This is a genomic window from Lacticaseibacillus zhaodongensis (genome assembly GCF_009687905.1).
In the GTDB taxonomy this organism is placed as follows: domain Bacteria; phylum Bacillota; class Bacilli; order Lactobacillales; family Lactobacillaceae; genus Lacticaseibacillus; species Lacticaseibacillus zhaodongensis.
This window is the reverse complement of sequence record NZ_BLBG01000015.1, coordinates 15,871-39,374: the sequence shown is the minus strand read 5'-3', so window position 1 is coordinate 39,374 and position 23,504 is coordinate 15,871. Positions and strand designations below refer to the sequence as shown.

General features: G+C 53.4%; 24 protein-coding genes and 2 tRNA genes. 13 read left to right on the top strand and 13 right to left on the bottom strand.

The window, feature by feature from the left end; translation table 11 throughout:
- Positions 1–25: 25 nt before the first annotated feature.
- Positions 26–463: a MerR family transcriptional regulator gene (locus GN107_RS09275; RefSeq protein ID WP_155287579.1), complete on the top strand. Its 438-nt coding sequence runs from the start codon at positions 26–28 to the stop codon at positions 461–463.
- A 94-nt stretch (positions 464–557) separates the two neighbouring features.
- On the opposite strand, the gene GN107_RS09270 is transcribed toward GN107_RS09275, so the two are convergent.
- The 4 genes from GN107_RS09270 to GN107_RS09255 form a co-directional block, all read right to left on the bottom strand.
- Positions 558–1,190, bottom strand: a complete 633-nt coding sequence (locus tag GN107_RS09270; protein WP_155287578.1) for a sugar O-acetyltransferase — start codon at positions 1,188–1,190, stop codon at positions 558–560.
- A gap of 11 nt (positions 1,191–1,201) precedes the next feature.
- A complete protein-coding gene (locus GN107_RS09265) occupies positions 1,202–1,849 on the bottom strand; it encodes an HAD family hydrolase (RefSeq protein WP_155287577.1) in 648 nt (215 codons plus the stop codon).
- Between the two features lie 244 nt (positions 1,850–2,093).
- Positions 2,094–2,166: transfer RNA gene (locus GN107_RS09260), tRNA-Lys, on the bottom strand.
- Between the two features lie 315 nt (positions 2,167–2,481).
- Positions 2,482–2,554: transfer RNA gene (locus GN107_RS09255), tRNA-Lys, on the bottom strand.
- Between the two features lie 182 nt (positions 2,555–2,736).
- Here GN107_RS09255 and GN107_RS09250 point away from each other — a divergent pair.
- A complete protein-coding gene (locus GN107_RS09250) occupies positions 2,737–3,846 on the top strand; it encodes a lactate oxidase (protein ID WP_155287576.1) in 1,110 nt (369 codons plus the stop codon).
- A gap of 407 nt (positions 3,847–4,253) precedes the next feature.
- Here GN107_RS09250 and GN107_RS09245 read toward each other — a convergent pair whose 3' ends face one another.
- Entirely contained in the window at positions 4,254–5,294 is a 1,041-nt protein-coding gene (locus GN107_RS09245) for a branched-chain amino acid aminotransferase (protein ID WP_155287575.1), read from the bottom strand.
- Positions 5,295–5,480: 186 nt separating this feature from the next.
- Positions 5,481–6,581 carry a PTS sugar transporter subunit IIC gene (locus tag GN107_RS09240; RefSeq protein ID WP_155287574.1) on the bottom strand — a complete coding sequence of 367 codons (1,101 nt, stop codon included), beginning with the start codon at positions 6,579–6,581 and terminating at the stop codon, positions 5,481–5,483.
- A 317-nt stretch (positions 6,582–6,898) separates the two neighbouring features.
- Between GN107_RS09240 and GN107_RS09235 the strand changes: the two genes are divergently transcribed.
- Together GN107_RS09235 and GN107_RS09230 are read left to right on the top strand one after the other, a co-directional pair.
- Positions 6,899–8,032 (top strand): SLAP domain-containing protein, encoded by a 1,134-nt coding sequence (locus GN107_RS09235; protein WP_155287573.1) that lies wholly within the window; start codon positions 6,899–6,901, stop codon positions 8,030–8,032.
- 119 nt (positions 8,033–8,151) lie between these two features.
- Positions 8,152–8,292 carry a hypothetical protein gene (locus GN107_RS09230; RefSeq protein WP_155287572.1) on the top strand — a complete coding sequence of 47 codons (141 nt, stop codon included), beginning with the start codon at positions 8,152–8,154 and terminating at the stop codon, positions 8,290–8,292.
- A 235-nt stretch (positions 8,293–8,527) separates the two neighbouring features.
- Here GN107_RS09230 and GN107_RS09225 read toward each other — a convergent pair whose 3' ends face one another.
- The gene (locus GN107_RS09225) at positions 8,528–9,460 is read right to left on the bottom strand and encodes a ribose-phosphate diphosphokinase (RefSeq protein ID WP_155287571.1); all 933 of its coding nucleotides are present in this window, start codon (positions 9,458–9,460) and stop codon (positions 8,528–8,530) included.
- Between the two features lie 152 nt (positions 9,461–9,612).
- Here GN107_RS09225 and GN107_RS09220 point away from each other — a divergent pair, with 152 nt between their 5' ends.
- The 5 genes from GN107_RS09220 (at position 9,613) to GN107_RS09200 (ending at position 12,251) form a co-directional block, all read left to right on the top strand.
- Positions 9,613–10,344 (top strand): CPBP family intramembrane glutamic endopeptidase, encoded by a 732-nt coding sequence (locus GN107_RS09220; RefSeq protein WP_155287570.1) that lies wholly within the window; start codon positions 9,613–9,615, stop codon positions 10,342–10,344.
- 256 nt (positions 10,345–10,600) lie between these two features.
- Positions 10,601–10,864 (top strand): hypothetical protein, encoded by a 264-nt coding sequence (locus GN107_RS09215; protein WP_155287569.1) that lies wholly within the window; start codon positions 10,601–10,603, stop codon positions 10,862–10,864.
- Positions 10,865–10,875: 11 nt separating this feature from the next.
- Positions 10,876–11,043 carry a hypothetical protein gene (locus GN107_RS09210; protein ID WP_155287568.1) on the top strand — a complete coding sequence of 56 codons (168 nt, stop codon included), beginning with the start codon at positions 10,876–10,878 and terminating at the stop codon, positions 11,041–11,043.
- A gap of 206 nt (positions 11,044–11,249) precedes the next feature.
- The gene (locus tag GN107_RS09205) at positions 11,250–11,738 is read left to right on the top strand and encodes a GNAT family N-acetyltransferase (RefSeq protein WP_196246307.1); all 489 of its coding nucleotides are present in this window, start codon (positions 11,250–11,252) and stop codon (positions 11,736–11,738) included.
- A gap of 6 nt (positions 11,739–11,744) precedes the next feature.
- Positions 11,745–12,251: a GNAT family N-acetyltransferase gene (locus GN107_RS09200; protein WP_155287566.1), complete on the top strand. Its 507-nt coding sequence runs from the start codon at positions 11,745–11,747 to the stop codon at positions 12,249–12,251.
- A gap of 102 nt (positions 12,252–12,353) precedes the next feature.
- Here the strand turns inward: GN107_RS09200 and mnmG are convergent, their stop codons facing one another.
- Together mnmG and mnmE are read right to left on the bottom strand one after the other, a co-directional pair.
- Positions 12,354–14,249, bottom strand: a complete 1,896-nt coding sequence (gene mnmG, locus GN107_RS09195; protein ID WP_155287565.1) for a tRNA uridine-5-carboxymethylaminomethyl(34) synthesis enzyme MnmG — start codon at positions 14,247–14,249, stop codon at positions 12,354–12,356.
- Between the two features lie 55 nt (positions 14,250–14,304).
- Positions 14,305–15,687, bottom strand: a complete 1,383-nt coding sequence (mnmE, locus tag GN107_RS09190; protein ID WP_155287564.1) for a tRNA uridine-5-carboxymethylaminomethyl(34) synthesis GTPase MnmE — start codon at positions 15,685–15,687, stop codon at positions 14,305–14,307.
- A gap of 420 nt (positions 15,688–16,107) precedes the next feature.
- On the opposite strand from mnmE, the gene GN107_RS09185 reads away from it, so the two are divergent.
- Entirely contained in the window at positions 16,108–16,278 is a 171-nt protein-coding gene (locus GN107_RS09185; RefSeq protein WP_155287563.1) for a hypothetical protein, read from the top strand.
- A 404-nt stretch (positions 16,279–16,682) separates the two neighbouring features.
- Here GN107_RS09185 and jag read toward each other — a convergent pair whose 3' ends face one another.
- The 4 genes from jag to rpmH form a co-directional block, all read right to left on the bottom strand.
- Entirely contained in the window at positions 16,683–17,462 is a 780-nt protein-coding gene (jag, locus tag GN107_RS09180; protein WP_155287562.1) for an RNA-binding cell elongation regulator Jag/EloR, read from the bottom strand.
- 377 nt (positions 17,463–17,839) lie between these two features.
- Positions 17,840–18,631 (bottom strand): YidC/Oxa1 family membrane protein insertase, encoded by a 792-nt coding sequence (locus GN107_RS09175; protein ID WP_196246308.1) that lies wholly within the window; start codon positions 18,629–18,631, stop codon positions 17,840–17,842.
- A gap of 124 nt (positions 18,632–18,755) precedes the next feature.
- Positions 18,756–19,109 carry a ribonuclease P protein component gene (gene rnpA, locus GN107_RS09170; RefSeq protein WP_155287600.1) on the bottom strand — a complete coding sequence of 118 codons (354 nt, stop codon included), beginning with the start codon at positions 19,107–19,109 and terminating at the stop codon, positions 18,756–18,758.
- 169 nt (positions 19,110–19,278) lie between these two features.
- A complete protein-coding gene (gene rpmH, locus GN107_RS09165) occupies positions 19,279–19,419 on the bottom strand; it encodes a 50S ribosomal protein L34 (RefSeq protein ID WP_155287560.1) in 141 nt (46 codons plus the stop codon).
- A gap of 686 nt (positions 19,420–20,105) precedes the next feature.
- On the opposite strand from rpmH, the gene dnaA reads away from it, so the two are divergent.
- The 3 genes from dnaA (at position 20,106) to yaaA (ending at position 23,503) form a co-directional block, all read left to right on the top strand.
- Positions 20,106–21,446, top strand: coding sequence for a chromosomal replication initiator protein DnaA (gene dnaA / locus GN107_RS09160; RefSeq protein ID WP_155287559.1), 1,341 nt, complete (start codon positions 20,106–20,108; stop codon positions 21,444–21,446).
- 182 nt (positions 21,447–21,628) lie between these two features.
- A complete protein-coding gene (gene dnaN, locus GN107_RS09155) occupies positions 21,629–22,765 on the top strand; it encodes a DNA polymerase III subunit beta (protein ID WP_155287558.1) in 1,137 nt (378 codons plus the stop codon).
- A 522-nt stretch (positions 22,766–23,287) separates the two neighbouring features.
- Entirely contained in the window at positions 23,288–23,503 is a 216-nt protein-coding gene (gene yaaA / locus GN107_RS09150) for a S4 domain-containing protein YaaA (RefSeq protein WP_155287557.1), read from the top strand.
- The last annotated feature ends 1 nt before the right edge of the window (position 23,504 follow it).

The following is a 23,504-nucleotide window of genomic DNA, read 5'->3' as shown; positions in this document are numbered from 1 at the left end:
AGTCAACACCCAAGGGGGAGAAAAAATGGAACCACCTTTCGTTAAGGATATGAAAACACTGGCGATATCAGTTGGGATTGGGGAAGCTAGCCGCATCAGTGGGGCAACTGTGACCCAAATTCGCTACTGGCAAAAGAAGGGGCTGATCAAGTCCTTCACGCCCAAAGATGGCCGGAACAAGCGGTTTGATGTTAAAAATCTAGTTGCCATCATCCGCATCCGCGAATTTCTTGAAGAGGGCTACACGCTCGCTAAGGTCAGTGAAATCGTCCGCAGCCACCAGCACCAATCCGACCGCATTCACGCCCTGATCAAGCAGGTCTTCATTGATATGCACGAAAATGATGATGGTAGCACGAGCTTTACCTTTGGCCCCCTGACTAACCGCCCCGACTGCAATATCGAGGCGCGGGTCACTGACGAAACAGCCTCCTTTGACATTGTTCCACGTGAAACAGTGTAACTATATCAATCACCCGGTAAGCGGATGGGTCCAAAACTAGCTAATAAACAGGCGCCACCGAATTCAAAACAGAATTCGGTGGCGCCCTTTTGCGTTATAAACGATTGTTTGTTTCCCGGTGCACTTGGTCCCAATCAATGGGCTTACCCCGGAAGTAGGTCTCCCGGTCGCGGTCACCAATTGACCGCATAACGTGAGCCGGATTACCCACCGCCACCACATTCGCGGGCAGGTCACGCGTCACGACCGCGCCAGCACCAACGACAGTGTTGTTGCCAATCGTCACGCCTGGCAGCACAATCACGCCCGCACCCAACCAGCAGTTGGTACCGATGTGGATGGGCGCGTTGTACTGGTAACTGAGCGGCCGCAGCTCTGGCAGGATTGGATGGCCTGCAGTAGCGAGCACCACGTTCGGGCCGAACTGCGTGTAACTACCCACGTAGATGTGCGTGTCATCCACCAAGGTCAGGTTGAAGTTAGCGTAGATATGGCTGCCAAAATGCACATGGTGGCCGCCCCAGTTTGCGTGCAGCGGACCTTCAAAGTAACAGCCGGTTCCGATTTCAGCGAACATTTTGTGCAGCATTTGGTCACGGAGTTTGGTCTGGCTAGGCCGAATTTGGTTGAACGCAAATAACTCATCCAAGTAGCGCGCCTGCGCAGCCCCTAGTTCTTGGTCCCTAGTCATGTACAAACTGCCGTCGTGCAAACGTTCTTCGCTCATTTAAATACTGCCTACCCTTCTCGTTCCAGTTGCCGCAGCCGGAGGAGTATTGCCTGCATGTCGGCCGCCACATAATCCGCAGTACTCTGATCTAGTGTGTAGGCACGCGGCTGCAAGGCCCACACCTGCATTCCAGCGTTTTTGGCCGCCGCGATGCCTGTTTTGCTGTCCTCGATTGCGAGCGCAGCCGTTGCGGGTACCTTCAATTTAGCGAGCGACTCCAGGTACACCTGGGGGTCGGGCTTGTTCCGGCTGACCGTCTCCCCGCTAATGACGCTATCAAAATACCGTCCGAGGCCGGTCTGCGCGAACATGGTTTTGATGCCAGGCAGTGGGCCAGCTGATGCGAGCGCGGTCTGGTACCCATGCTTGTGCAAGTGCTGCAGCAATTCCTGCACTCCCGGAATGACAATGGTGCCGTAATTAATTGGCTGGGTCACAATCCCTTGCTCAAAGCCACTCCGCACCTGCTTGCGCAGCCCCGGGTCGGGAATCACGTGCGCCCAGACCTGATCACCGGGGTAACCGGCATAATCCTGTATGTTAGTCGTTGCGGGCGTGACCCCCACGCTGCGCATGTATTCTATTTGCCGCTGGTAGTACACAGGCTCGCTGTCCACGAGCACCCCGTCCATGTCGAAAATCACCGCGTGAATCATGTCGCACCTCTTTCTTCTATAGTAGTAAGCGGATACAATTGACACGATATCGTATGCGGGGGAATTTTGCAAACTATCAAGCAGTGTAATGCTGCACTATCTTAATTAACTATATAAAACATGGAACTAAGGCGGCTGCGCCGTCTTAGTGCATTTTGCTAAGTTCCCTGCGTCGCTACGCTCCTTGCTCACTAAGCAAAATTGCAAAAAAACGCCACTTCCGAAGAAGTGACGTTCGCTATGATGGGCGGTCAGGGGATCGAACCCTGGACACCCGGATTAAGGGTCCGGTGCTCTGCCAGCTGAGCTAACCGCCCATAGCGTTTCATTGCCCTGCGACAACTTTATAATAATAGCATGGCAGCCCTACTTGCGCAAGGCTTTTTGCTAAAAAAGTTCCTCGGACCCGCAAACTGCCAACCGTGGTAGTCGCACCTACCGACTACATTGAAGCTTTAATGCAAAAACTGCTAATTCGCAGTCACTAATTTGCAGTGCTGCCATAAAACTCTGCCGCCTGCAGCCAATTAACTAGGATGAATGCTCCGCCGTGCTTATAATGCAGATGGTACGTTTGACTGCCGTTACGGCATACAAAAAGCGCCACCTCCGAAGAGATGGCGCCACGGTTATGGGCGGTCAGGGGATCGAACCCTGGACACCCGGATTAAGAGTCCGGTGCTCTGCCAGCTGAGCTAACCGCCCATTGCCTTAACGACTTAACTATAATACATGGAATCGGCAGTTTTGGCAAGAGACTTTTGTGATTATTTTGGTTTAACGAACTGCAGCCAACAAAATCCACTTTTTTTACGTTTGGGGCTTTACTTACTTTTTGTTAGTGATATGATGAACTCATCAAGCAATTCCAATGGAGGTATTCAATTATGACAACAGTTAATGGCTACGAACAGAGTGATCGTGAACAGAAGCTCGACATCCTCAACCTGCCTGCCCTCGAGGCCGATGCCAAGAAAATTATCCCAGTCGGCGGCTTTGGCTACATCGCCGGTGGTAGTGAGGACAACTGGACCCTCGCCGAGAACACTAAGGCTTTTGAGCACGCCCAGATTGTTCCCAAGGCCCTCTCAAACATTGAGAACCCCGACCTTTCCACCAGCATCTTCGGCATCGACCTGAAGACACCAGTAATGATGGCTCCAACCGCAGCGCAGGGTCTCGCCCACGCCAAGGGTGAAGTTGATACCGCCAAGGGGGTTGCCGCAGCCGGTGCACTGATGGCCCAGAGCACGTACAGCTCAACATCCATCGCCGACACCGCAGCCGCAGCACCGGGTGCACCACAGTTCTTCCAGCTCTACATGAGCAAGGACTGGGACTTCAACTACTCCCTGCTTGACGAAGCTAAGAAGGCTGGCGTTAAGGCAATTCTGCTGACGGTCGACGCTACTGTTGATGGCTATCGTGAGTCTGACATCATCAACAACTTCTCCTTCCCAATCCCAATGGCCAACCTAACCAAGTTCTCTGAGGGTGACGGTAAAGGAAAGGGTATCGGCGAGATTTACGCTTCCGCTGCCCAGAAGATCAGCGAAGATGATGTGCGCCGCATTGCTGAATACACCGACCTGCCCGTAATCGTTAAGGGCATCGAGTCTCCTGAAGACGCCCTGCGTGCAATCGGCGCTGGTGCTGCCGGGATCTACGTCTCCAACCACGGTGGCCGCCAGCTCAATGGTGGTCCCGCATCCTTCGACGTATTGCCAGCAATTGCTAAGGCTGTTAACAAGCAGGTCCCAATCATCTTCGACTCCGGCGTTCGCCGCGGCAGTCACGTCTTCAAGGCCCTCGCTTCCGGCGCTGACCTCGTTGCGTTTGGCCGCCCCGCAATTTACGGCTTGGCTCTCGGTGGCGCCGCTGGTGTCCAGAGCGTCTTCGAACACATCGGCCACGAGCTCGCAATCACCATGCAGCTCGCCGGTACCAAGACGATTGAGGACGTTAAGAACGCCCCACTGACCCACTTCCACTACTAAAATAAAAAAAGAGTGGCTCGCAACGCGGTTAGCTCCTGAGCATTAGCAGAAAATCACCCATTCCCGAATTTGGGAGTGGGTGATTTTTAAGCTAAGCGGAAGGAGCTGCGTTGTGAGACACGTTTATATGCTGGGAGGGTTAGCGATTTATCGCTTACTCTCCCACATCCGTAGCATAGCGGAGGTGGCCGACTCCTCACCATAATTAAAATAGGTCAGGAGTCGGCCGGCAGCGATGGTCGACAGTAGCCTCTAAGCACCTCATTCTAACAGGAGCTGCTGACCATAACTGGCCGGTGGCTCCTGTTTGCTTTTTGCCCACTCGGTATTATTGCCCGGGAAATAAAAAATTAGGAGTAGCCATCCCTGCGGACAACTACTCCTAATTCTACCTTGGTTTGCATTAATTACTTCAATGGCACATCGTAGATCCAACCCTCAGGCGCTTCTTCGTCACCGAACTGGATGCCGGTCAGCCGCTTGTACAGCTTCTGGGTGTACGGACCAACTTCGGTCTCGGAGAAGAAGACGTGCTTCTTGCCCTTGTGGGTGATGGACCCGACTGGGGAGATAACCGCCGCGGTCCCCATCGCGCCGGCTTCAGCGAAGCGGTCAAGGTCATTGATGCTTACGGTGGTCTCTTCTGGAATCAGGCCAAACTCTGGTGCAAGTGCAAGCAGGGAGTACTTGGTGATTGATGGCAGAATTGATGGTGACTTGGGTGTCTGGAACTTGCCATCCTTAGTGATCCCGAAGAAGTTGGCACTACCCAGCTCCTCAATGTTTTCGTGCAAACGAGGGTCGAGGTAAACAACGTCAGAGTAACCGGCCTTGTGTGCGTTATCGCCGGGTAGCAGGCTTGAAGCGTAGTTCCCGGCAGCCTTGGCGCGGCCAGTCCCATTGTGGGCAGCGCGATCGTAAGTGCCAGTTACGTAAGCGGTCGGCGCCAGGCCACCCTTGTAGTAGGCACCAACTGGGGTAGCGAAGATTTCAAAAGTGAATTCAGTCGCAGCGTGCACCCCAACCATTGGCGTGGTCCCGAAGTAAAATGGCCGCAGGTACAAGGTTGCACCGGTGCCGTATGGCGGTACGAAGTCTTGGTTGGCCTTAACGACCTGCTTCATCGCGTCGATAAACATGTCGACGGGAATCTGGGGCATCAGCAGCCGGTCAGCGGAAGCGTTCATCCGCTTAGCGTTCATATCAGTCCGGAAGAGGTTAACCCCACCATCCTTGCGCCGGTACGCCTTGGCACCTTCAAAAATTTCCTGACCATAGTGGAAACTCTGCGCGGCTTCACTGACCCGCATGTAGGAATCCGTCTCCAGCCCGCCTTCAGACCACTTGCCGTCCTTATAGTAGGCACGATAGCGATACGGCAGGTCGTGATAAGCGAACCCAAGATTGTTCCAATCAAAATCCTCTGGCTTTGCCTTTTCTTCTGACATTGTAGAACCCCCTATTTATATGTACGTCCCGCAAGTAATAACTTCCGAAACACTTTCCTAACGTCGTGAACCCAGCACGCATGACTGTGCTAAGTTCTGTTACCATTATATTCTAATTTTCTCATTATTAGAATGGCTTTTACAAAAAAGTGGGACGGATTTTTTAAAATTCCGCCCCACATGTCCCTATAGTTCAGTAATCTTTAAGTCATTTTCCTTAGTCCGACCAGCTGCTTTCATTGTCCGGTAGAAAAGCCAGGATGCAACGACCGGAACGACGACCCCGAAGACCATCAGTACTGCCAGCCCGCGCGGATTATTTGGTGCGAGCCACAGTGGCGCAATCAGTGAGTTCAGTCCGAGCCCAGCGATGGAATATGGCACCTTGAAGTTGAAGAAGACAACCGCGAAGACGGAGCACATCGCCGCAACTACCAGCGGCCCAGCCGCCAGCATTGGGCTCTTCAGCAGGTTACTAAACTGCACCTTGGGCGTTACCAGCGTCTGCGCAATGTTCGCACCGATCGTGTTCTGCCGGTAGGACATTGCCGTGAAGGAAACGAAGGCAACGGTCGTACCGATGAGCGCGGCCCCCGCCGACATCGGATCTAGCTGCACGGCGATGGCTAATGCGGCGGATGAAGCTGGCGTCATCAGGAACAGGAACCAAGCGGCAGCAACTAGGGCCGCACCGATGATCGGGCTGACCTTCATCGTTAATGCCAGTTCTTCACTGACCCAGTTGAGCGCCGGTGTGGTCACAGCCGCCATGCCGAGACCAACGATGGAGCCAAAGAAGCTAACGCAGAACGGCACGAGGACCATGTCCAGCGGCGTTTTGCCGGTCAGCCACTTGCCTAATACCGCTGCGAAGACCCCAGCGAGTACGGCAGAGACAGGTTGACCAGACGTAAGAATAACGGAGCCAGCTGCCTGGGCGCCGTGCCAGCCAGTTGCAGTGACCGCATGCGCAATTGGTGCGGCACTGAAGTAAACCGCGTTGGAACCAACTGTTGAAGCAATCATGGTTGCCCCAGTAACCAGTGTCGTGCACCGGAGCATCATCGCAATGGTGACCCCCAGTGCGGGTGCGAGTAACTTCTGTGCCATGGTGCCGACCTGCGCCAGCGCTGTCATGTGGAAGGTCGTGCCCAGCATATTAATGAGCAGGCCCATCCCCAGGATAACCAGAATCGTGTTCCCGATTCCTTGCGAAACTAGGACCACCCAGTCGCCGATCTTCATGTCGGCATCGCTCTTTGCTTGTGGTGCATTTGCTTGTGCCATATGTATTTCCTCCTAAATAGGGTAGGGATGTGCATTCCAGAGCCAAAAAATGTTATATGTGTTTATGAGAGCTAATATTATCCGATTTTAATAATAAGTCAACATAGTTTTCAGAAAAATTTTGAATATTTTGGCATGTTACAAAATTGCGGCGGCACCAAGCTTGCAAAAGGCCGGTGGCACAAAGGTTAAGATTCCGCTACCATCGCGTTGAAATGTTTTCGTAACATAGTCTTAGGTGTAGTATTAGGGCCGAACGGATAAACGTAATTCCATTCCATCTCGCAATTCATTTAGTTACGGAGGTTTCTATCATTATGAAGAAGACATCTTTACTTATTAGTGCCGCACTGCTTGGTGCTGGCGTCGCAAGTGTCCCTGCCATCAGCAACAGCGTGTACGCTGCAGCCCAGGCCGTCACGGAACAGACAACTCAGCAGTCCGGTACCGTTAGCATTTTGCCAGGTAAGGGCGTGCCTGTTTACACCACGCCCGGTGCTAAGGACCCAATTTACGGCAAGTCCCTGAGCGCAGGCAGCAACTGGAAGTACTTCAGCACAGCTGAAGTTAACGGCGCCCTCTGGTTCAACCTGGGCGGTAACCAGTGGATCAGCGCTGCAGGTACCGAGTCAACTCTGACCAACACCGCTGCTGGCACAACTAGCACTTCCACAAAGGCAACTAGCTCCACGACAACAGCCACGACTAAGGCTAGCAGCACAACAACGCCTGCCAAAACCACAACTAGCAACGAGATCGTCCAGACTGGCGGTACGATTGGTATTTTGATGGGCCACGACACCCAGGTTTACTCCGCACCTGATGGGAGAAAGCCAATTGCCGGTAAGACCTTAAAGGGGGGCACAACTTGGAAGTTCTTCACTGAACAACCAGGCGGTGGTCTCATTTGGTTCAACCTCGGCGGCAACCAATGGATTAACGATGGTGACATTGACGGGATGAACATCAACCGCAACACAACGTCTACCGCAAAGACCACGACCAGCGCCAAGAGCACCAGCAGTTCCTTCAAGGCTACTGCAGTTAGTGGTTCCATCAAGGTCAACTACGTACCCGGCTACGGTATTGCCATCTGGACATCCCCAGTCAGCGGCCAGCCAGTTCCTGGTAAGAAACTGATGCACGGCACCAACTGGAAGGTTTTCCAGGAAACAACTGTTAACGGCCACACTTACTACAATCTGGGTGGCGCGCAGTGGATCGATGCTCACTACGTCATCGCTAACCTGAAGGGTAAGGAAACCGCATTTAGCGGCAAAATTACCACGGGAAAAAAGCGCATCAATGTCTACGCCGACGTTAACGGCAACAAGGTTACCCGGACAATCGGTGCTAATGTTAAGTTGAACGCTTACGGCAAGATCAACAACGGTCAGCTCTGGTACCGCATCGGACCCAAGGAATACGTTCGGGCCATTGACCTGAAGTAGTTCAAAGCAAACGCAATTAGTAAATGTAGTGGTTAACGCCACTACATTTTTATTGCTTTCGGAACGAATACTCGTTATATTAGTGGCGGTTGGAATTGCAAAAATTTGGAGGTAGCAAAATGGTTGAATTGGTTGGCATCACTTGGGGTGACACCATCTTCACGGCGGTCACGTTTATCGTCTTGGCAGTAGTTGTCGTTGTTACCGTATTATTAGTAATGGCATTACTGCGTTATTTGCGCAGCAGTAAGCGTAGCTAAGCGCTTTAAGTTACCGTTACAGTTCAAATCGTTTGCTAAATCTGAACTGACTGATTTTCAAAAGAAGTGTATTATTAATGATTGCGGTGGTCGGTCCCTGGTCGACCGTCGTTGATGGCCATCTAAATAGACGCAGCGGGCCCCCTGGCCGCTGCGTCTTTTTGTGCGCAAAGAATAATCATCTAAAAAAGGGGTGACGCCACAAACCGGCGTCACCCCTTACTTGATTCACTTATTAATCTTCAAACAAATCGTGCAGTGATTCATTAGTGCTGATGAGCTTGATTGCCTCACCGAGCAACTCGCCAACACTGATCCGCACCATGTTCGGCAGGCAGTCCTCTTCAGGAATGTCGATGGTGTCGGTGACAACGATTTTCTTGATGTCGAGGTTCCGCAGCCGGTCCGTAGCACCCGCTGAGAACACCGCGTGGGTCGCAGCGGCGTAAATGTCCTTAACGCCAGCTTCCTTGAGCGCGGCAACGGATTCTTCAACCCGCAGACCAGTATCAATCATGTCATCGATGATGATGGCAGTTTTACCCTTCACATCACCGATCACACCGACGCCCTCATCGTCACCAGGGCGCGCGTCAACGATGGCCAGTGGTGAACCAAGGTGTTCAGCGAGCTTACGGGCCAGCTTGGTGCCGGAGTGGTCAGGAGCGACCGCAACGACGTTATCCGTGATGCCCTGGTCGGTGAAGTACTTAGCCAGCAGGGGCATTGCGCGCAGGTGATCGACGGGAATGTCGAAGAAGCCCTGCAGCTGATCGGCGTGCAGGTCGACGGTGATGACCCGGTCAACCCCGTCCATCTCGAGCATGTTAGCGACCATTTTGGCAGTAATTGGTTCCCGCGAGCGCGCCTTCCGGTCAGCACGAGCGTAACCATAGTACGGAATCACAACGTTAATCTGGTGCGCGGACGCACGGCGCAACGCATCAATCATGATCATCAGTTCCATGAAGTTCTCGTTCACGGGATCAGACACGGACTGGATGACGTACACATCGGCACCCCGAATCGATTTTTCAATATCGATCTGGATTTCGCCGTCAGCAAAATGCTTGACGGATGCCGGTGATAATTCCATGTTCAGCGTTGCCGCAATCTTCTGGGCGAGCGGCTTGTTACCGTTCAGCGCGAAAAGCTTAATCTTAGCCATTCTTCCTCCTGTATTCACGAACACAATCTACTGTTCAATTATACAGAAGCCGTGGCAGAAGCGCTAGTTTTTAGCAAAAATGCAAGCGCCGCCACGTGGCTACTTACAGAAAACCTGTATAATAAGGGCAAAATCTCCGGGAGGACGCGCGCATGCACAAATTTAGATACTTTTGGAATCGAACTGGCGCAATTTTGCTTTTTGGCGTTTGTGTTGCCACGCTTTACTTCTACCAGCTCGGCATCCTGCTCTTGCCACTATACTTGAAGCACCACGACGGGATCCACGGCAAAGCGGCTCTGCACGCGGCAATGCATGCTTACGACCCGCTGCTGGCGGGAATCACCATCATTCTGGCTGTAGTGCAGATCACGCTGCTCTACAGCCTCTACCGCCACCAACTACGCAAACGGAATCCGCTCCGCATCGGCCGGAAGCCATTCCACCTTGAGGAATTGTTCTTCCTAGTCGCGATGTACGGCCTGGTCCTGCTCGCCAACTACGCGGTTGCTCGCTTCGGCACGCCGCAAAACCAAAGCGACGTGCTCGCCGAAATGAAGATTCTGCCCTGGACGTTATTTTTTATGGCGGGTGTTCTGGCCCCTTTCATCGAGGAGTTGATCTTCCGCGGGGTGTTCATGAACTTGTTCTGGCAAAAAGACAATCGCTTAAATAATGTCGCGGCGGTGGTCTGCAGCGGGCTACTTTTCGGGGCCATGCATGAACCCCACCTCAGCGTCTTCCTCTTGTTATATTCTTCACTAGGCATGGTTTTGGCATATACTTACCGGCGGCAACGCGACCTGCGTTACAACATTGGTTTGCACATGTTCATCAACTTCTTACCGGCCGTCGCCGGCCTCCTACGCGCATTTTTGGGCTAAATTCTGCCGTCAGATTCATGCGAACACTGGTTTGGTCTGGACGAAATGTAAACCAGCCATGAAAGCACGTCCAGCCTGGTTTGTGAATCAGTTGGCGCTTGCAAATGCTGATTTAAAAGCGTTGTTTTGCCTGGTGGCCGATTATTTCACAAGCACCGATTGCACAGATTTGTAACACGCAGTCAGTTTTTTATCTGCTATACTGGGATTTGCGTATTTAGAAATTAATGCGTGAGTATGACTGGAGGAAAGCAACATGATTGAGCAGAAGTCAAGTACAACGGCGCACATTAATATTGATGATTCATCTTTCATCAACGTCATCCCCGGAGCAACCTACAACGTCGAGGTCTGGGAATACGTCGATGATCACCGGCCCCACCGCATGGGCCGCATGGATTACAAGTTCAATCGCGACTCCTTTGCCGGCTTCATTTACCGCTTGTTCCCCGGCATTGATTTCGTCCAGATTCACGAACTCCAGAAGCGGATCAACCCCTTCTTCGATTTCGAAGTTTAGGGGGCCACAGAATGGATGAAACCGTTATTAAATTAGTCATCATGCTCTGTGTCGCCTTGGTTGCGGTGCTCACCGCAATCGCCCTGGAATTCAAAACCAAGCAGGTCCGGCCCGTTAATACAATCGGTAAGTCGGCTCTGGCCTTGGTTCTCGCGGGTCTGCTCGTCAGCATCATCTAAGCATTTTTGATTCATAATCCCAAAGCGGGTCGCTGAATAGGCGGCTCGCTTTTACTACACAACAGAGCGGAGCGGGGCGCTTAGAAGCTGAGCATTTGCGTACTCCGGGAGAAATGCCGGGCTTTGGCATTACTTCCGGAGTTTGCAAAGCACAAGCTTCTGCCCCGTGCAGCTCGACTACATATTGCAACGCAGGAGGAACTATCATGAGTAACTTAGTAATTAGATCCATCACTCCGGCCGACGACGCCCAAATGGCCGCCATCGTCCGTAGCGACCTCGAGGAGGCCGGTTGCGCCATCCCCGGAACAGCTTACTTCGATCCGCAACTCGACCACCTGAGCGCCTTCTATGCCCAGGAACCCGATGCCGCGTACTGGGTATTAAGCAGCGCGGACGGTACGGTTTACGGCGGCGCCGGCATTGGCCCCTTCGCAGCCGGTATCGCCGAGCTGCAAAAGCTCTACATCCGGCAGGGACACCGCGGCCATGGTGATGGCCAGCGCCTGATCGACCAAGCGCTCGCTTACGCGCAGGAGCAGGGTTACCAGCAGGTCTACCTGGAAACCTTCAAGAGCCTGCTGGCGGCCAACCACCTGTACGCCAAGAATGGCTTCAAGCAATTAGATCAGGCCCGGCCGGAAACGGAACACAGCGCGTGTGATGCGTGGTGGCTGAAGACATTTGCGGAGTGATGGCGAATGCACACTCTAGAAGTTAGACCCATCATCCCCGCCGATGATACGCAAATCGCCAGCATCATCAATGCAGCCCGTATGGAAGCGGGGAACATCGTGGCCAAAAGTGGCCGCACCATCCCGGCTGCAATGTACACCGATGACCAACTTGTGCGCCTGAGTACCTTTTACGACCGCACACCTAATGCCGCCTACTGGGTCCTCAGCGATGAAAGTGGTGTGATATATGGTGGCGTGGGCATCGGCCCCCTCACAGACGGCGTGGCGGAACTGCAACGGTTCTACATCGCTAAGAATCACCGGGGGGCTGGTGGTGGCCAGCGCCTACTTGATCAGGCGCTAGCTTACGCCCAAACCTGTTATCGCCAAGTTTACTTGGAGACATTTAGGGCCCTTGGTGCGGCTAACCACCTCTACCAAAAGAACGGCTTCGTGTTGTTAAAGCAAGCCCCTAAAGCGGCAGCAAGTAGTGTATGCGATGCGTGGTGGCTCAAGACGTTTAATAATTAACAATCAAAATTATCCCAATAAGCAAAATATCCGCAGCCAGATTTTACTGGCTGCGGATATTTTAGATTACATGTAATTGTAGTTTTTCAATTTAGGTTAAAGCTAATGAACCTTGGCAATCCGCCCCTGCTCAATGTACACGGACAAAATCGCAACGTCGGCGGGGTTGACCCCACTGATGCGGCTGGCCTGGGCCAACGTCTCCGGCTGGATTTTGGTCAGCTTCTGGCGGGCTTCGGTGGCGAGGCCGGTGATGGCTTCGTAGTCGATGTGCGCTGGGATCTTCTTGGCTTCCTGACGCTTCAGACGGGCGACTTGCGCCTCTTCCTTGGCGATGTAGCCGGCGTACTTGATCTGGATCTCAACCTGTTCGGTGACGCGGTGGTCCACGTCAGCGGCAGGAATGAACTGGGTCAGCACGGAGTAGTCAACCTCGGGGCGGCGCAGGAACTCGGCGGCGGTCACGCTGTCCTTGAGCTCAGGCTTACCCTGGGCCGTCAGCCAGTCGTTGACCTGACTCGGCTTCAGGCGCAGGGTGTTCAGCCGCTGCTTTTCGGCTTCGATGGCGGCGCGCTTGGCGGTGAATTTTGCGTAGCGATCCTCGTCGATCAGCCCAAGTTCGTGACCCTTGTCAGTCAGACGCAGGTCCGCGTTGTCATGCCGCAAAAGCAGGCGGTATTCGGCCCGACTGGTCAAGAGGCGGTATGGCTCGTTGGTGCCCTTGGTGACCAGGTCATCGATCAGAACACCAATGTAGGCTTCGTCGCGACCGAGGGTGAAGGCTGGCTTGCCCTGGACGCGCAGCGCGGCGTTGATGCCGGCCATGATGCCCTGACCGGCCGCCTCTTCGTAACCACTAGTCCCGTTCATCTGGCCAGCGGTGAAGAGGTTCGCAACAACCTTGGTCTCCAGGTTGGCGCGCAACTGCCACGGCTCGATGACGTCATACTCGATGGCGTAACCAGGCCGCATCAGTGCGGCGTGCTCGAGTCCGGCGACACTGTGCAACATTTTGAGCTGGATCTCTTCGGGCATGGAGGTGGAGAAGTCGCCAACGTAGTACTCACTCGTGTCGCGGCCCTCGGGCTCCAGGAAGAGCTGGTGACGCGGCTTGTCGGCAAAACGCACGACCTTATCCTCAATGGACGGGCAGTAACGCGGGCCGACACCCTTGATCACACCGGAGAACATCGGGGCGCGGGAAAGGTTTTCGCGGATAATGTCGTGAGTGTGACTGTTGGTATATGTCATCCAGCAGGAGAGCTGGTCCTTCAGGTACATGGAATCCGGCGTCGTGAAGCTGAAGTGGTTCGGCGTCTTGTCGCCGGGCTGCTCTTCGGTCTTGCTGAAGTCAATGCTGGTGCCGTCAACGCGTGGTGGCGTGCCAGTCTTAAAACGGCGTAGTTTGAATCCTAACTGTTCCAGATTCTCGGACAGCTTGATGCTGGGCAGCGAGTTGTTCGGGCCACTACTGTACATGAGCTCACCGATAATGATTTTGCCCCGGGAGCTGGTGCCAGCGGTCAGAACAACGGCGCCGGCGTGGTAACGCGCCCCGGTAGCGGTGATAACGCCGCGCGCCTTGCCGTCCTCAACGATGAGGCTATTAACGAGGCCCTGGCGCAGGGTCAGGTGCGGAGTGTTTTCGATGGTGTGCTTCATGGTCCGGTGGTACGCAGCTTTATCAGCCTGCGCCCGCAAAGCCCGCACAGCGGGGCCCTTACCGGTGTTCAGCATCCGCATCTGGATGTAGGTCTTATCAATGTTGCGGCCCATCTCACCACCGAGGGCATCGATTTCGCGCACGACGATCCCCTTCGCAGGCCCGCCGACACTAGGGTTGCAGGGCATGAATGCCAACATGTCAACGTTCAGCGTTAGCAGCAGTGTCTCCTGCCCCATACGCGCACTGGCAAGCGCGGCCTCGCAGCCGGCGTGCCCCGCCCCGACAACGATCACGTCGTAATTCTGGGCGTCATATTCCTTGACTTCAGGCATTAGTTAGTCTCCTCACTATTGTTAATTATCATTAATTTATCGTGCAAAATGCAGTTTACTTACCGAGGCAGAACTGCGAGAAGAGCTGGTTGATCAGCTCGTCTGGTGCCGCCTCACCGGTAATCTCACCAAGTTTGTTCCACGCCGCGGTCATGTCGATCTGGACCAGATCTAGTGGCATCCCCGCATCCAGGCCATCTAATACTGACTTGAGACTGGTCTGCGCCTGACGCATGAGTCCCGCCTGGCGAGCGTTGCTGACGATGACATTATTTTGGCTATTTTCAATCCCGCCAAAGAAGAGCTTGGCGATGCGGGATTCCAGCTCATCGAGGCCCTCTGCGGTCTTGATGCTGGTGTTGATGAGCTCACTTGGTTCGAGATAAGTTGCGAGTTCCCGGGCAGTGATTTTGGCCGGCAGGTCCTGCTTGTTCAGGACGACGATGCGTTTCTTATTCTTGGTTGCCTCAAGCAGCTCCTTGTCCTCATCGGTCAAGGGTTCGCTGGCGTCCAGCACCAGCAGCACCAGGTCCGCGGCGGTGAGGGCTTTGCGCGAACGCGCCACCCCAATCCGTTCGACCACATCATCCGTGTCGTGAATCCCGGCGGTGTCGACCAGGCGCAGCGGCACCCCGCGCACAGAGACGTATTCTTCAAGCACGTCCCGCGTGGTCCCGGGTACGTTCGTTACGATGGCTTTGTCCTCGTGCATCATGTAGTTGAGCAGACTGCTCTTGCCGACATTCGGCCGGCCAACAATAGCTGTGGCCAACCCCTCGCGCAAAATGCTGCCACTCTGCGCCGTGGCTAGCAGTTCCTGCAGGCGGGCAGACGCGTCGGTGGCCGCATCACGCATGGCCTTAGCTGTCATCTGTTCCGTGTCGTACTCAGGGTAGTCAATATTGACCTCAACCTGCGCCAAGGTGTCCAAAATGTCCTTGCGCAGCTTATCGATCAGCTTGCGCAGACTACCGCCGAGCTGATCCACGGCCACCTGCTCCGCCCGGTCCGTTTTGGCCCGAATGATGTCCATGACCGATTCGGCCTCGGTAAGGTCAATGCGGCCGTTCAGGAAGGCGCGCTTGGTGAACTCACCGGGCTCCGCCATGCGGGCCCCGGCGCCGATCACCAGCTGCAGCACGTGCTGGGTGGCCACGATGCCACCGTGCGTGTTGATCTCAACCACGTCTTCACGGGTGAAGGTCTTCGGTGCGCGCATCACGCTGACCATGACTTCATCGACTACCCGCTTGTTCTCGGGGTCAACGATGTGGCCATAGTTGATGGTGTGCGTCGGCACCTTGCGCAGATCCTTGCCGCGGAACACTTTGTTCGCAATCGCCACCGCATCATCCCCGGACAGGCGCACGATGGAAATGGCCCCCTCACCAGGTGGGGTGGAAATGGCCGTGATGGTTTCTTCTCCGTAATTACTCATGATTGATTTACTCCTTTACTGTCGAGCAGCTCCGTTCTGTTTCATAGTCGAGCTGCGCAGGGCAGAAGCTTGCGGTTAACTGACTCTGAAATAAATGCTTAAACCCAAGCATTTATTTCAGAGTCTGTTAATCCTCAGCTTCTAAGCGCCCTGCTCCGCTCTGTGTACAAAAAAAGTGCACTATCCCCCGTTGCGTTCCCGGGGGACTGAGCACTTTGACTGCTTCGTCCGTATTTAGCTGTGAATACTATACAAAAGAAAGCTGGGAATGTCCAGTGAAGCACCCCGTTTGGTAGTAACAACAAGCCACCGTTACTGGGAGAGAAAAGTTTTGAACATTTTGCAAGCGCTACCTTTATTTTTCTCTTAGCGATGACTTTTGCAGATTAACAGCCTACTATGAAGGCGGAGGTGGTCAGATTGAAACTTACTGATGAAGACTATTCGCAGCTTAAAAAATACTGCTCGGGCTTCTTCTTCCTGGCGCTGTGCCTATTCCCATTTGGCCACTGGGTGTCGGGAATTCTGGCATTGATCGTCGCTAGCGGCATGCTATTTATGATCACGTCACTGAAACACTCGCAAAAATAAACCGGCTGGTTCCCCCGATAACAGAATTGTTTGCTCGTGTTTGCCTGGCACCGCAATAATTTTCAGTCAATACAAAATGCGGTAGCCGGAAAAAGCCCGCGTTTGCCTCGGGACATATTTTTAAATATGCGCAAAAACCGCTGTAACCCTTGATATCACTGTGCTTGCGGCTACACCGTAAATATGAAATTCAAATTCATATTTACGCCGACGCCGCAAACCCCCGCCACATCAAGCTTTGTGGCGACGTCTGCGCATATTTAAAAATATGTCCTATAAAGATTTTAGCAAAATGACACCGCTGCTTTTCACCTCAACGCAACTTGGCGCCACAGATAAAAATACGGATGCAAAAAGGACAGCCTTCAACAGCGGCTGTCCTTTTAATCTTTATTTACAAATAATTAGCGTTTCGGTGCCACGATGACGTAGCGGTGGGGGTCCACACCCTCGGAACGCGTCTCAACGAACTCGTTGTCGCTGAGCTCTTGGTGCATGATTTTGCGTTCAAACGATGGCATCGGGTCCAAGTAAACCGGCTTCCCCGTCGCGATGACTTCCCGGGCGCTCTTCTGCGCAAGCCGCTGGAGGATCTGCTGGCGGCGCTGCCGGTAATCACCGACGTTCAGGGTGATGATCCACTTGGACCGGCCGCGGTGGTTGAACAGCGTCTGGGCCAGGAACTGCAAGGCATTAATGGTCTTGCCGTGCTTACCGATCAGCAGCGCGTCCTTGTCGGCAGCAAGGTCAAACTGGACCCCGCCGCGGACCTTATGCTGGGTAACAGTTACTTTGATGCCTAGGGCCGTGATCGACTGCTCCAGGTAGTTCTGAACGGCAGCCAGTCCAGCTTCGTTGCTGCGGACAGGTTTGCTGGTGCCAGTCGTATCGGTAGCAGCCTCATCAGCGCTACCTTTGGCCATGTTAGCCGCCTGGGGAGCGTTCTCTGCCGCAACGGTCGCTTCCTCGGCCGTTGCCTGCGGATCCATGCCCGCGGCCTTGGCGGCATCACTGACGGCCTCCTTGATGGTGATTCGGACCTGTGCCGGCTTAGCACCGATGCCGAGAAAACCGTGCCGGCCTTCGCTGAGCACATCGATCCGCACCGCGGCGCGCGGTACGCCGAGGGTCAGTAAGCCAGTATCAATTGCGGTTTCAATGGTCTTTCCTTCAAAAGTAGGCATGGGTGTTCTTTCCTTTCTCGGAGCTACAGGAGCGATTGCGTATCGCGTATATTATAACGTAAAAAGTTGATTGTGACATAAATGCCCAGAGTCGGCCGCAATGCTGAGCTTCAACCCGCATCTCTCCGCTCTGTTTCTAGTCGAGCTGCGCCACCCTGCTCCCACTCCGATGTCCATTCCACTATGGGCAGCAAGCTGCACAAGTGGAAATGGCTCCGCTCAAAATGACTTAGGCCTTGCCGAGAAGAACACCCGGCAAAACCTAAGTCACCTTGATGCTCAGTAGCAACCCGGGTGGCTCCGCTCTGTTTTATAAAAAATTACCGGCAAACACACATTCAGTGCTTGCCGGTAATTTTATTTAAACAAGGCTGCCTTTACTTGCGGTTCAAAGCCCGCTTGCGCGCCTTGCGCAGGGCCTTTTCCTTGTCTTTTTCTTCTTGAATCTTCGCTTCACGCTCACGCCGCAGCTTGGTTGGGTTCTGCAAGATGAGTTGCTGAACAACGGAGAACGCGTTGGTGACTACCCAGTAAATAGTAACAGCTGATGGCAGGTTCATGGAGACAATGAAGATGAAGACTGGCATGATGGCAACCATCGCCCAGTTCATCGTGCTCTTCACTGGTTGAGCCAGCATCGACAGGTAGGAGGTGAGTCCGGTGAGCAGTGCCGCCAAAATCATGGTGATGAAGTACGGGTCCGGCTTACCAAGTTGCATCCAGAGGAAGGAGCCAGCTTTCAGGGCGTCGGTCCGGTAGATGGCTTGGTACAGAGCGAGCAGGAACGGCATTTGAATCAGCGTTGGCAAGCAACCCATGACCGGATTGACCCCGGCCTTCGAGTAGAGCTTCTGGGTCTCGTCCTGCAGCTTCTGCTGCGTGGCGGTGTCCTTGGCACTGTACTTGGCCTGCAGCTTCTTGATCTCTGGGGCCAATTCACTCTGCTTGGTCATGCTCTTCATCGAGATGGCGTTCAGTGGGAAAATGATGATCCGGATGATCAGCGTGAACGCGATGATCCCGACACCATAGTTCCCGCCGAGCAGGTTGGACAGCCAGATGATAAAGCGGGCCGCATTATAAATGACGTAATGATCCCAGATACCGGTACTGTGGGAAGTAACCGGCGCCGTCGAACAGCCGGCCAGCGTTACGACCAGCAATGCCATGCCGGCCAGCGCTAGAATTCTCTTTGTTTGCTTACTCACGAATAATTCCCTCACTAAAATAATTTGATTTTGGGGTAACCGGATGCTGGTCCGGATTACTAGAGCGATGCAGCGCCGGAAATGATTACTTCTGCTCCGGTTTGATAATTCCCGCCAGGGTGAGCGCGTGGACCAAATTCTTCTTGCTCGTGGCCATATCCAGGTTCTTGGCACCTTTGCGGGCAATCACCAGGAAGTCCATCTGCGGATCGACCTGGGGCTTAAGCTCCAGTAGGCTCTGGCGAATGTAACGCTTGATCCGGTTCCGGACGTTTGCCCGGTGGCCGATTTTCTTGCCGACCGAGATCCCGACGCGGAAGTGTTTGGCTTCCGGCCGCCGGAGGTAGTAGATGACATAGTTCCGGTTAGCGACTGACTGGCCGCTTTCGAACACATCCTGAAACTCATCTTCACGTTTAATGCGGTAAGATTTGCGCACCATCATCCCTCACAATCTTTTAACAGTATACAACATGATGCACGGGGACGGGGCAAAAGCCGGCGACAAGGACACCATTTCATCATTTAACCAAAAAAAGGGGCCAAGACATAACGAAGTAGGTTACGTCTTGGCTCCTTTTATTGCTAAGACACACGATTCTGGCTGCTTAGGCAGCGAGAGTCTTGCGGCCCTTAGCACGACGACGAGCCAATACGCGGCGGCCGTTTTTAGTGCTCATGCGCTTCATGAAGCCGTGCACGCGTTCGCGGTGACGCTTCTTAGGCTGAAAAGTACGCTTTGTGGTCATAGGGGGCACCTCCTTCAGTTGAACTTTTTATGTTCATTTCATAGTTACAAGACTTAAACAAACGTTGATTATACGGATTATTTCGCGTGGCGTCAAGGTTTTACCACGATTATCACCGCTTTGCAAGATATTAGAACGCCGATTCGGGACAAATGAAAGGAAAAATTAGCGCGGTCGCCTTCTAACTTATCCACAAGGCCTCCATAATTTTGGCCGTCACGGCTGGGGTAAATAAGCCTGTGGATAAAAATAAAATCTTTCAGGACTGCAAAAATAATCCACAGGCTTTTCCGGAAAATAATTGGCAATTAACAGCGTGTAAATAAGTTATCAACAAGCAGATATTTTGCTGTGCTTAAGTCTAACGAATGTTGCCCCAACAGCGTCAGTTCTGAACAGCTTTCTGTGGACAACTAGCAACTACGGTTATGATTTTACACTATCCACAGGACCGAGTTTTCCACTGTCCACCAGTGGTGAACACTCCGGATTCAGTTATTCCTGCCTGTGGATTACCGTTTGCCTGTGGAAAACTTTCGCGGCAAATGCTAAACTCAATCTTGGTATTTTGACTGCTGGCAGTGGTCAAAAAAATAATTTTCGTGGGGATGGTGCGCACTAAATTCTGCGCACCATCTCCACCTATCTAAAATTCAGTGAATTTGCACAGAAGGAAAGGAGTCCGCATGGCAGAAATGGATGAATTGTGGGCGTACCTCATTGAATCATTCCGGACGAAACTGTCCGCGGTCGGTTACACAACCTGGATCGACACGGCTAAACCAGTTCGCTTAGAGGCGGGGACGCTAGAGATTCAAGTGCCCGATAAACTGCACAAGGATTACTGGCAACGCAACCTCGTCACCCAAGTCGTTGCGGGCGCGTACGCTTTTAACGGCACGGAGATCAACCCCGTAGTGACGATTGCGGGCAGCAAACCGCAGCGGCAAAAGGCAGCCGAACCGGCAGCGCCCGAGCAAGTTCCCACTTATAAAGCGGAATCACCATTGAACAGCCGCTACACTTTTGAGGAATTCGTCATCGGAACCGGAAACCAGATGGCTCACGCCGCCGCACTCGCGGTTTCCGACGAACCCGGCACGCTGTACAACCCGCTCTTCATCTATGGGGGCGTTGGTTTGGGCAAGACTCATTTGATGCAGGCTATCGGGCACCGCTTGCTTGAAACCAACCCGGAGACCAACGTCAAGTACGTCACCTCCGAGAACTTCACGAACGACTTCATCAACGCCATCGCCACCGGCACGACCGAGCAGTTCCGGCAGACTTACCGCCACGTGGACTTGCTGCTGGTCGATGATATTCAGTTTCTGGCCAAGCGGACGGAGACGCAAAACGAGTTCTTCAACACCTTCAACACGCTCTTCGACAATAAGAAGCAGATCGTGCTGACGAGTGATCGCCTGCCTAACGAGATCTCCAACCTGCAAGACCGGCTGGTATCCCGCTTCAAGTGGGGCCTGTCCGTTGACATCACGCCGCCAGATTTGGAAACCCGGATCGCCATTTTGCGTAACAAGGCCACCGATGAACACCTCGACGTGCCGGAAGACGCGCTCACTTACATCGCCGGCCAAATCGATAGTAACGTCCGGGAACTCGAAGGGGCGCTGCTGCGGGTCAAGGCTTTCTCCGATATGAAGCAAGAGACCATCACCACCGGCCTGGTTGCCGACGCACTCAAGAGCCTGAACCTGTCCGGCAAAAATGCGCAACTAACAATCGGTGAGATCCAAGAGGTCGTGGCCAAGTACTACAAGGTCACGGTCACGGAACTCAAAGGCCGCAAGCGGGTCAAGCAGATCGTCATGCCGCGCCAAATCGCAATGTATCTGGCCCGCGAGCTGACCGACAACTCCCTGCCACGTATCGGCCAGGAATTCGGCGGCAAGGACCACACCACCGTCATCCACGCCTGCGATAAAATCAGCAAGGCAGTCGCCAATGACTCCGACCTGAAAGCCGAAATTATCGAACTCAAAAACAAGCTGCGTAACCAGGGCTAAAACTGCCCAAAAGTCGCCATGTTGATAACTTTGCAAGCCTGTAATTTTTATCCACATTTTGTCAACAGGTGGATAACTTAGAACCACGGGCGCTTTTGCCACTTATCCACAAATCCCCAGGCCCTACTACTACTACTACTTTTCTTTATATATATCTATCTAAACTCGGGAGGTCTCCAGTAATGAAATTCTCAATCAACCGTTCCAGCTTCTTGCGGACGTTCAACGACGTCAGCCGTGCCATTAGTTCCAAAACCACCATCCCCGTACTCACGGATCTGAAACTCGTTGCCCACGCAAGCGGCTTGACCTTGACTGGTTCTGACGCCGATATTTCAATCGAATCCACCATCAAGGAAGACAGCGAAAACAACACTTTGACCATTGATGAACCTGGTTCAATTCTCTTACCCGCCCGGTTTTTCGGTGAAATCGTTAAGCGGTTGCCGGAAGACGACATGACCGTTGCCGTTGAGGACAACTTGCAGGCCGTCATTACTAGTGGGGCCAGTGAATTCACCATTAATGGTCTGGATGCGGCAAGTTACCCGCAGCTGCCAGAAATCAGTACGGACCGGTCCTTGACCTTACCTGCTGACGTCTTCCACCAGATCATTAATCAGACCGTCATCGCTGTTTCCACGCAGGAAAGTCGGCCGATTTTGACCGGCGTGCACATTGTTGTTCAAGATGGTACACTCATTGCTGTTGCAACCGATTCCCACCGGCTCGCCCAGCGCAGCATCAAGCTCGAAGGCGACCAGACTAACGCCGAGTTCATCATTCCCGGCCGCAGCCTGACCGAACTGGGCCGGATGCTGACCGATGACATCAAGGAAATCGAGCTGCGGATCGCCGACAACCAGGTGCTCTTCATGATCGGGCAGACCGCCTTCTACTCCCGGCTGCTTGATGGCAATTACCCGGACACGAGCCGCTTGATTCCGAACAGCTCCAGCACGCGCATTGAGTTCGCTGCGCCGGCACTACTGGCTGCAATCAACCGGGCCAGCCTGCTTAGTCATGAAGGCCGCAATAACGTTGTGCGCCTGAAGATTGAGGTGGCCAAGCAGACCGTCACGATCTACGGGAACTCACCTGAAGTCGGGAATGTTGAAGAGCAGCTCAGCTTCAGCAAGCTTGAAGGGGAGGACCTCGAGATTTCCTTCAACCCTGATTACATGAAGGTTGCGCTCCAAGGCCTTGGTCAGAGCACCATCGAAGTTGCGTTCACCGCACCACTGCGGCCGTTTACACTGGTGCCAAGCGAAGATCACGAGAATTACATCCAGCTGATCACGCCGGTCCGGACCTTCTAACAATTAGCTAATTAAATAAATAACAGTTTCTGTTATTCCGCGGTGAGATGACATTTCATCGCGGGATGAGGCCTCCAATTCCGTAGTGCGTCTGCGGAAGCGGGGGCCTTTTTTCTTGAGTCGGGGGCAGTCTGACCAAAATTGGTACTGCAAGCAGTCACTGGTCAGTGTGCGGCTACTGATCGGACTGCAAGAATGACCAGATTTTGCGGTCTGGCTGCGTTATTCATTCCGCCCGCAAAATCCGAACAATCTTGCGGCGAGTTGATTGCGACCTGAGAAGCTATTTTCCGGTCGATTTCGCCCTAGAACTCATTCTGAGGCGATTTAAGCGGCGAAGGGTTATTTGTGGTACTGGGTACTAGTCATAACTAGTGCCGCAAAATGGCGCTTTTAACCGCCAAATTGATTGTTAAAAGCCATGAAAACGGCTATAATAGGTAGTGGATAAAAACTGTGCGGCGGCGTAATTTTGCGCCGCCGATTTACTGGAACTCATCGTGCAAATGGAGAGTGAACTGAATGCAAACAATAACCATTCACACACCTACCCTGACCCTCGCCCAATTTCTTAAAGAGGCCGGGATCGTTGGTACTGGCGGGGCTGCTAAGTGGTATCTCGCTGAAAACGAGGTCGATATTAATGGCGAAGCAGATAACCGGCGCGGCCGGAAATTGACCGCTGGGGATGTCATCACCCTCGCGGACGGCAGCACTTACAAGCTCGTTCAGGAGTAAA

Bases quoted from the DNA above. Each gene is read 5' to 3' on its own strand.
- GN107_RS09275 (WP_155287579.1), top strand. From the start codon at position 26: ATGGAACCACCTTTCGTTAAGGATATGAAAACACTGGCGATATCAGTT.
- GN107_RS09270 (WP_155287578.1), bottom strand. From the start codon at position 1,190: ATGAGCGAAGAACGTTTGCACGACGGCAGTTTGTACATGACTAGGGAC.
- GN107_RS09265 (WP_155287577.1), bottom strand. From the start codon at position 1,849: ATGATTCACGCGGTGATTTTCGACATGGACGGGGTGCTCGTGGACAGC.
- GN107_RS09250 (WP_155287576.1), top strand. From the start codon at position 2,737: ATGACAACAGTTAATGGCTACGAACAGAGTGATCGTGAACAGAAGCTC.
- GN107_RS09245 (WP_155287575.1), bottom strand. From the start codon at position 5,294: ATGTCAGAAGAAAAGGCAAAGCCAGAGGATTTTGATTGGAACAATCTT.
- GN107_RS09240 (WP_155287574.1), bottom strand. From the start codon at position 6,581: ATGGCACAAGCAAATGCACCACAAGCAAAGAGCGATGCCGACATGAAG.
- GN107_RS09235 (WP_155287573.1), top strand. From the start codon at position 6,899: ATGAAGAAGACATCTTTACTTATTAGTGCCGCACTGCTTGGTGCTGGC.
- GN107_RS09230 (WP_155287572.1), top strand. From the start codon at position 8,152: ATGGTTGAATTGGTTGGCATCACTTGGGGTGACACCATCTTCACGGCG.
- GN107_RS09225 (WP_155287571.1), bottom strand. From the start codon at position 9,460: ATGGCTAAGATTAAGCTTTTCGCGCTGAACGGTAACAAGCCGCTCGCC.
- GN107_RS09220 (WP_155287570.1), top strand. From the start codon at position 9,613: ATGCACAAATTTAGATACTTTTGGAATCGAACTGGCGCAATTTTGCTT.
- GN107_RS09215 (WP_155287569.1), top strand. From the start codon at position 10,601: ATGATTGAGCAGAAGTCAAGTACAACGGCGCACATTAATATTGATGAT.
- GN107_RS09210 (WP_155287568.1), top strand. From the start codon at position 10,876: ATGGATGAAACCGTTATTAAATTAGTCATCATGCTCTGTGTCGCCTTG.
- GN107_RS09205 (WP_196246307.1), top strand. From the start codon at position 11,250: ATGAGTAACTTAGTAATTAGATCCATCACTCCGGCCGACGACGCCCAA.
- GN107_RS09200 (WP_155287566.1), top strand. From the start codon at position 11,745: ATGCACACTCTAGAAGTTAGACCCATCATCCCCGCCGATGATACGCAA.
- mnmG (WP_155287565.1), bottom strand. From the start codon at position 14,249: ATGCCTGAAGTCAAGGAATATGACGCCCAGAATTACGACGTGATCGTT.
- mnmE (WP_155287564.1), bottom strand. From the start codon at position 15,687: ATGAGTAATTACGGAGAAGAAACCATCACGGCCATTTCCACCCCACCT.
- jag (WP_155287562.1), bottom strand. From the start codon at position 17,462: ATGCCTACTTTTGAAGGAAAGACCATTGAAACCGCAATTGATACTGGC.
- GN107_RS09175 (WP_196246308.1), bottom strand. From the start codon at position 18,631: ATGGCATTGCTGGTCGTAACGCTGGCCGGCTGTTCGACGGCGCCGGTT.
- rpmH (WP_155287560.1), bottom strand. From the start codon at position 19,419: ATGACCACAAAGCGTACTTTTCAGCCTAAGAAGCGTCACCGCGAACGC.
- dnaA (WP_155287559.1), top strand. From the start codon at position 20,106: ATGGCAGAAATGGATGAATTGTGGGCGTACCTCATTGAATCATTCCGG.
- dnaN (WP_155287558.1), top strand. From the start codon at position 21,629: ATGAAATTCTCAATCAACCGTTCCAGCTTCTTGCGGACGTTCAACGAC.
- yaaA (WP_155287557.1), top strand. From the start codon at position 23,288: ATGCAAACAATAACCATTCACACACCTACCCTGACCCTCGCCCAATTT.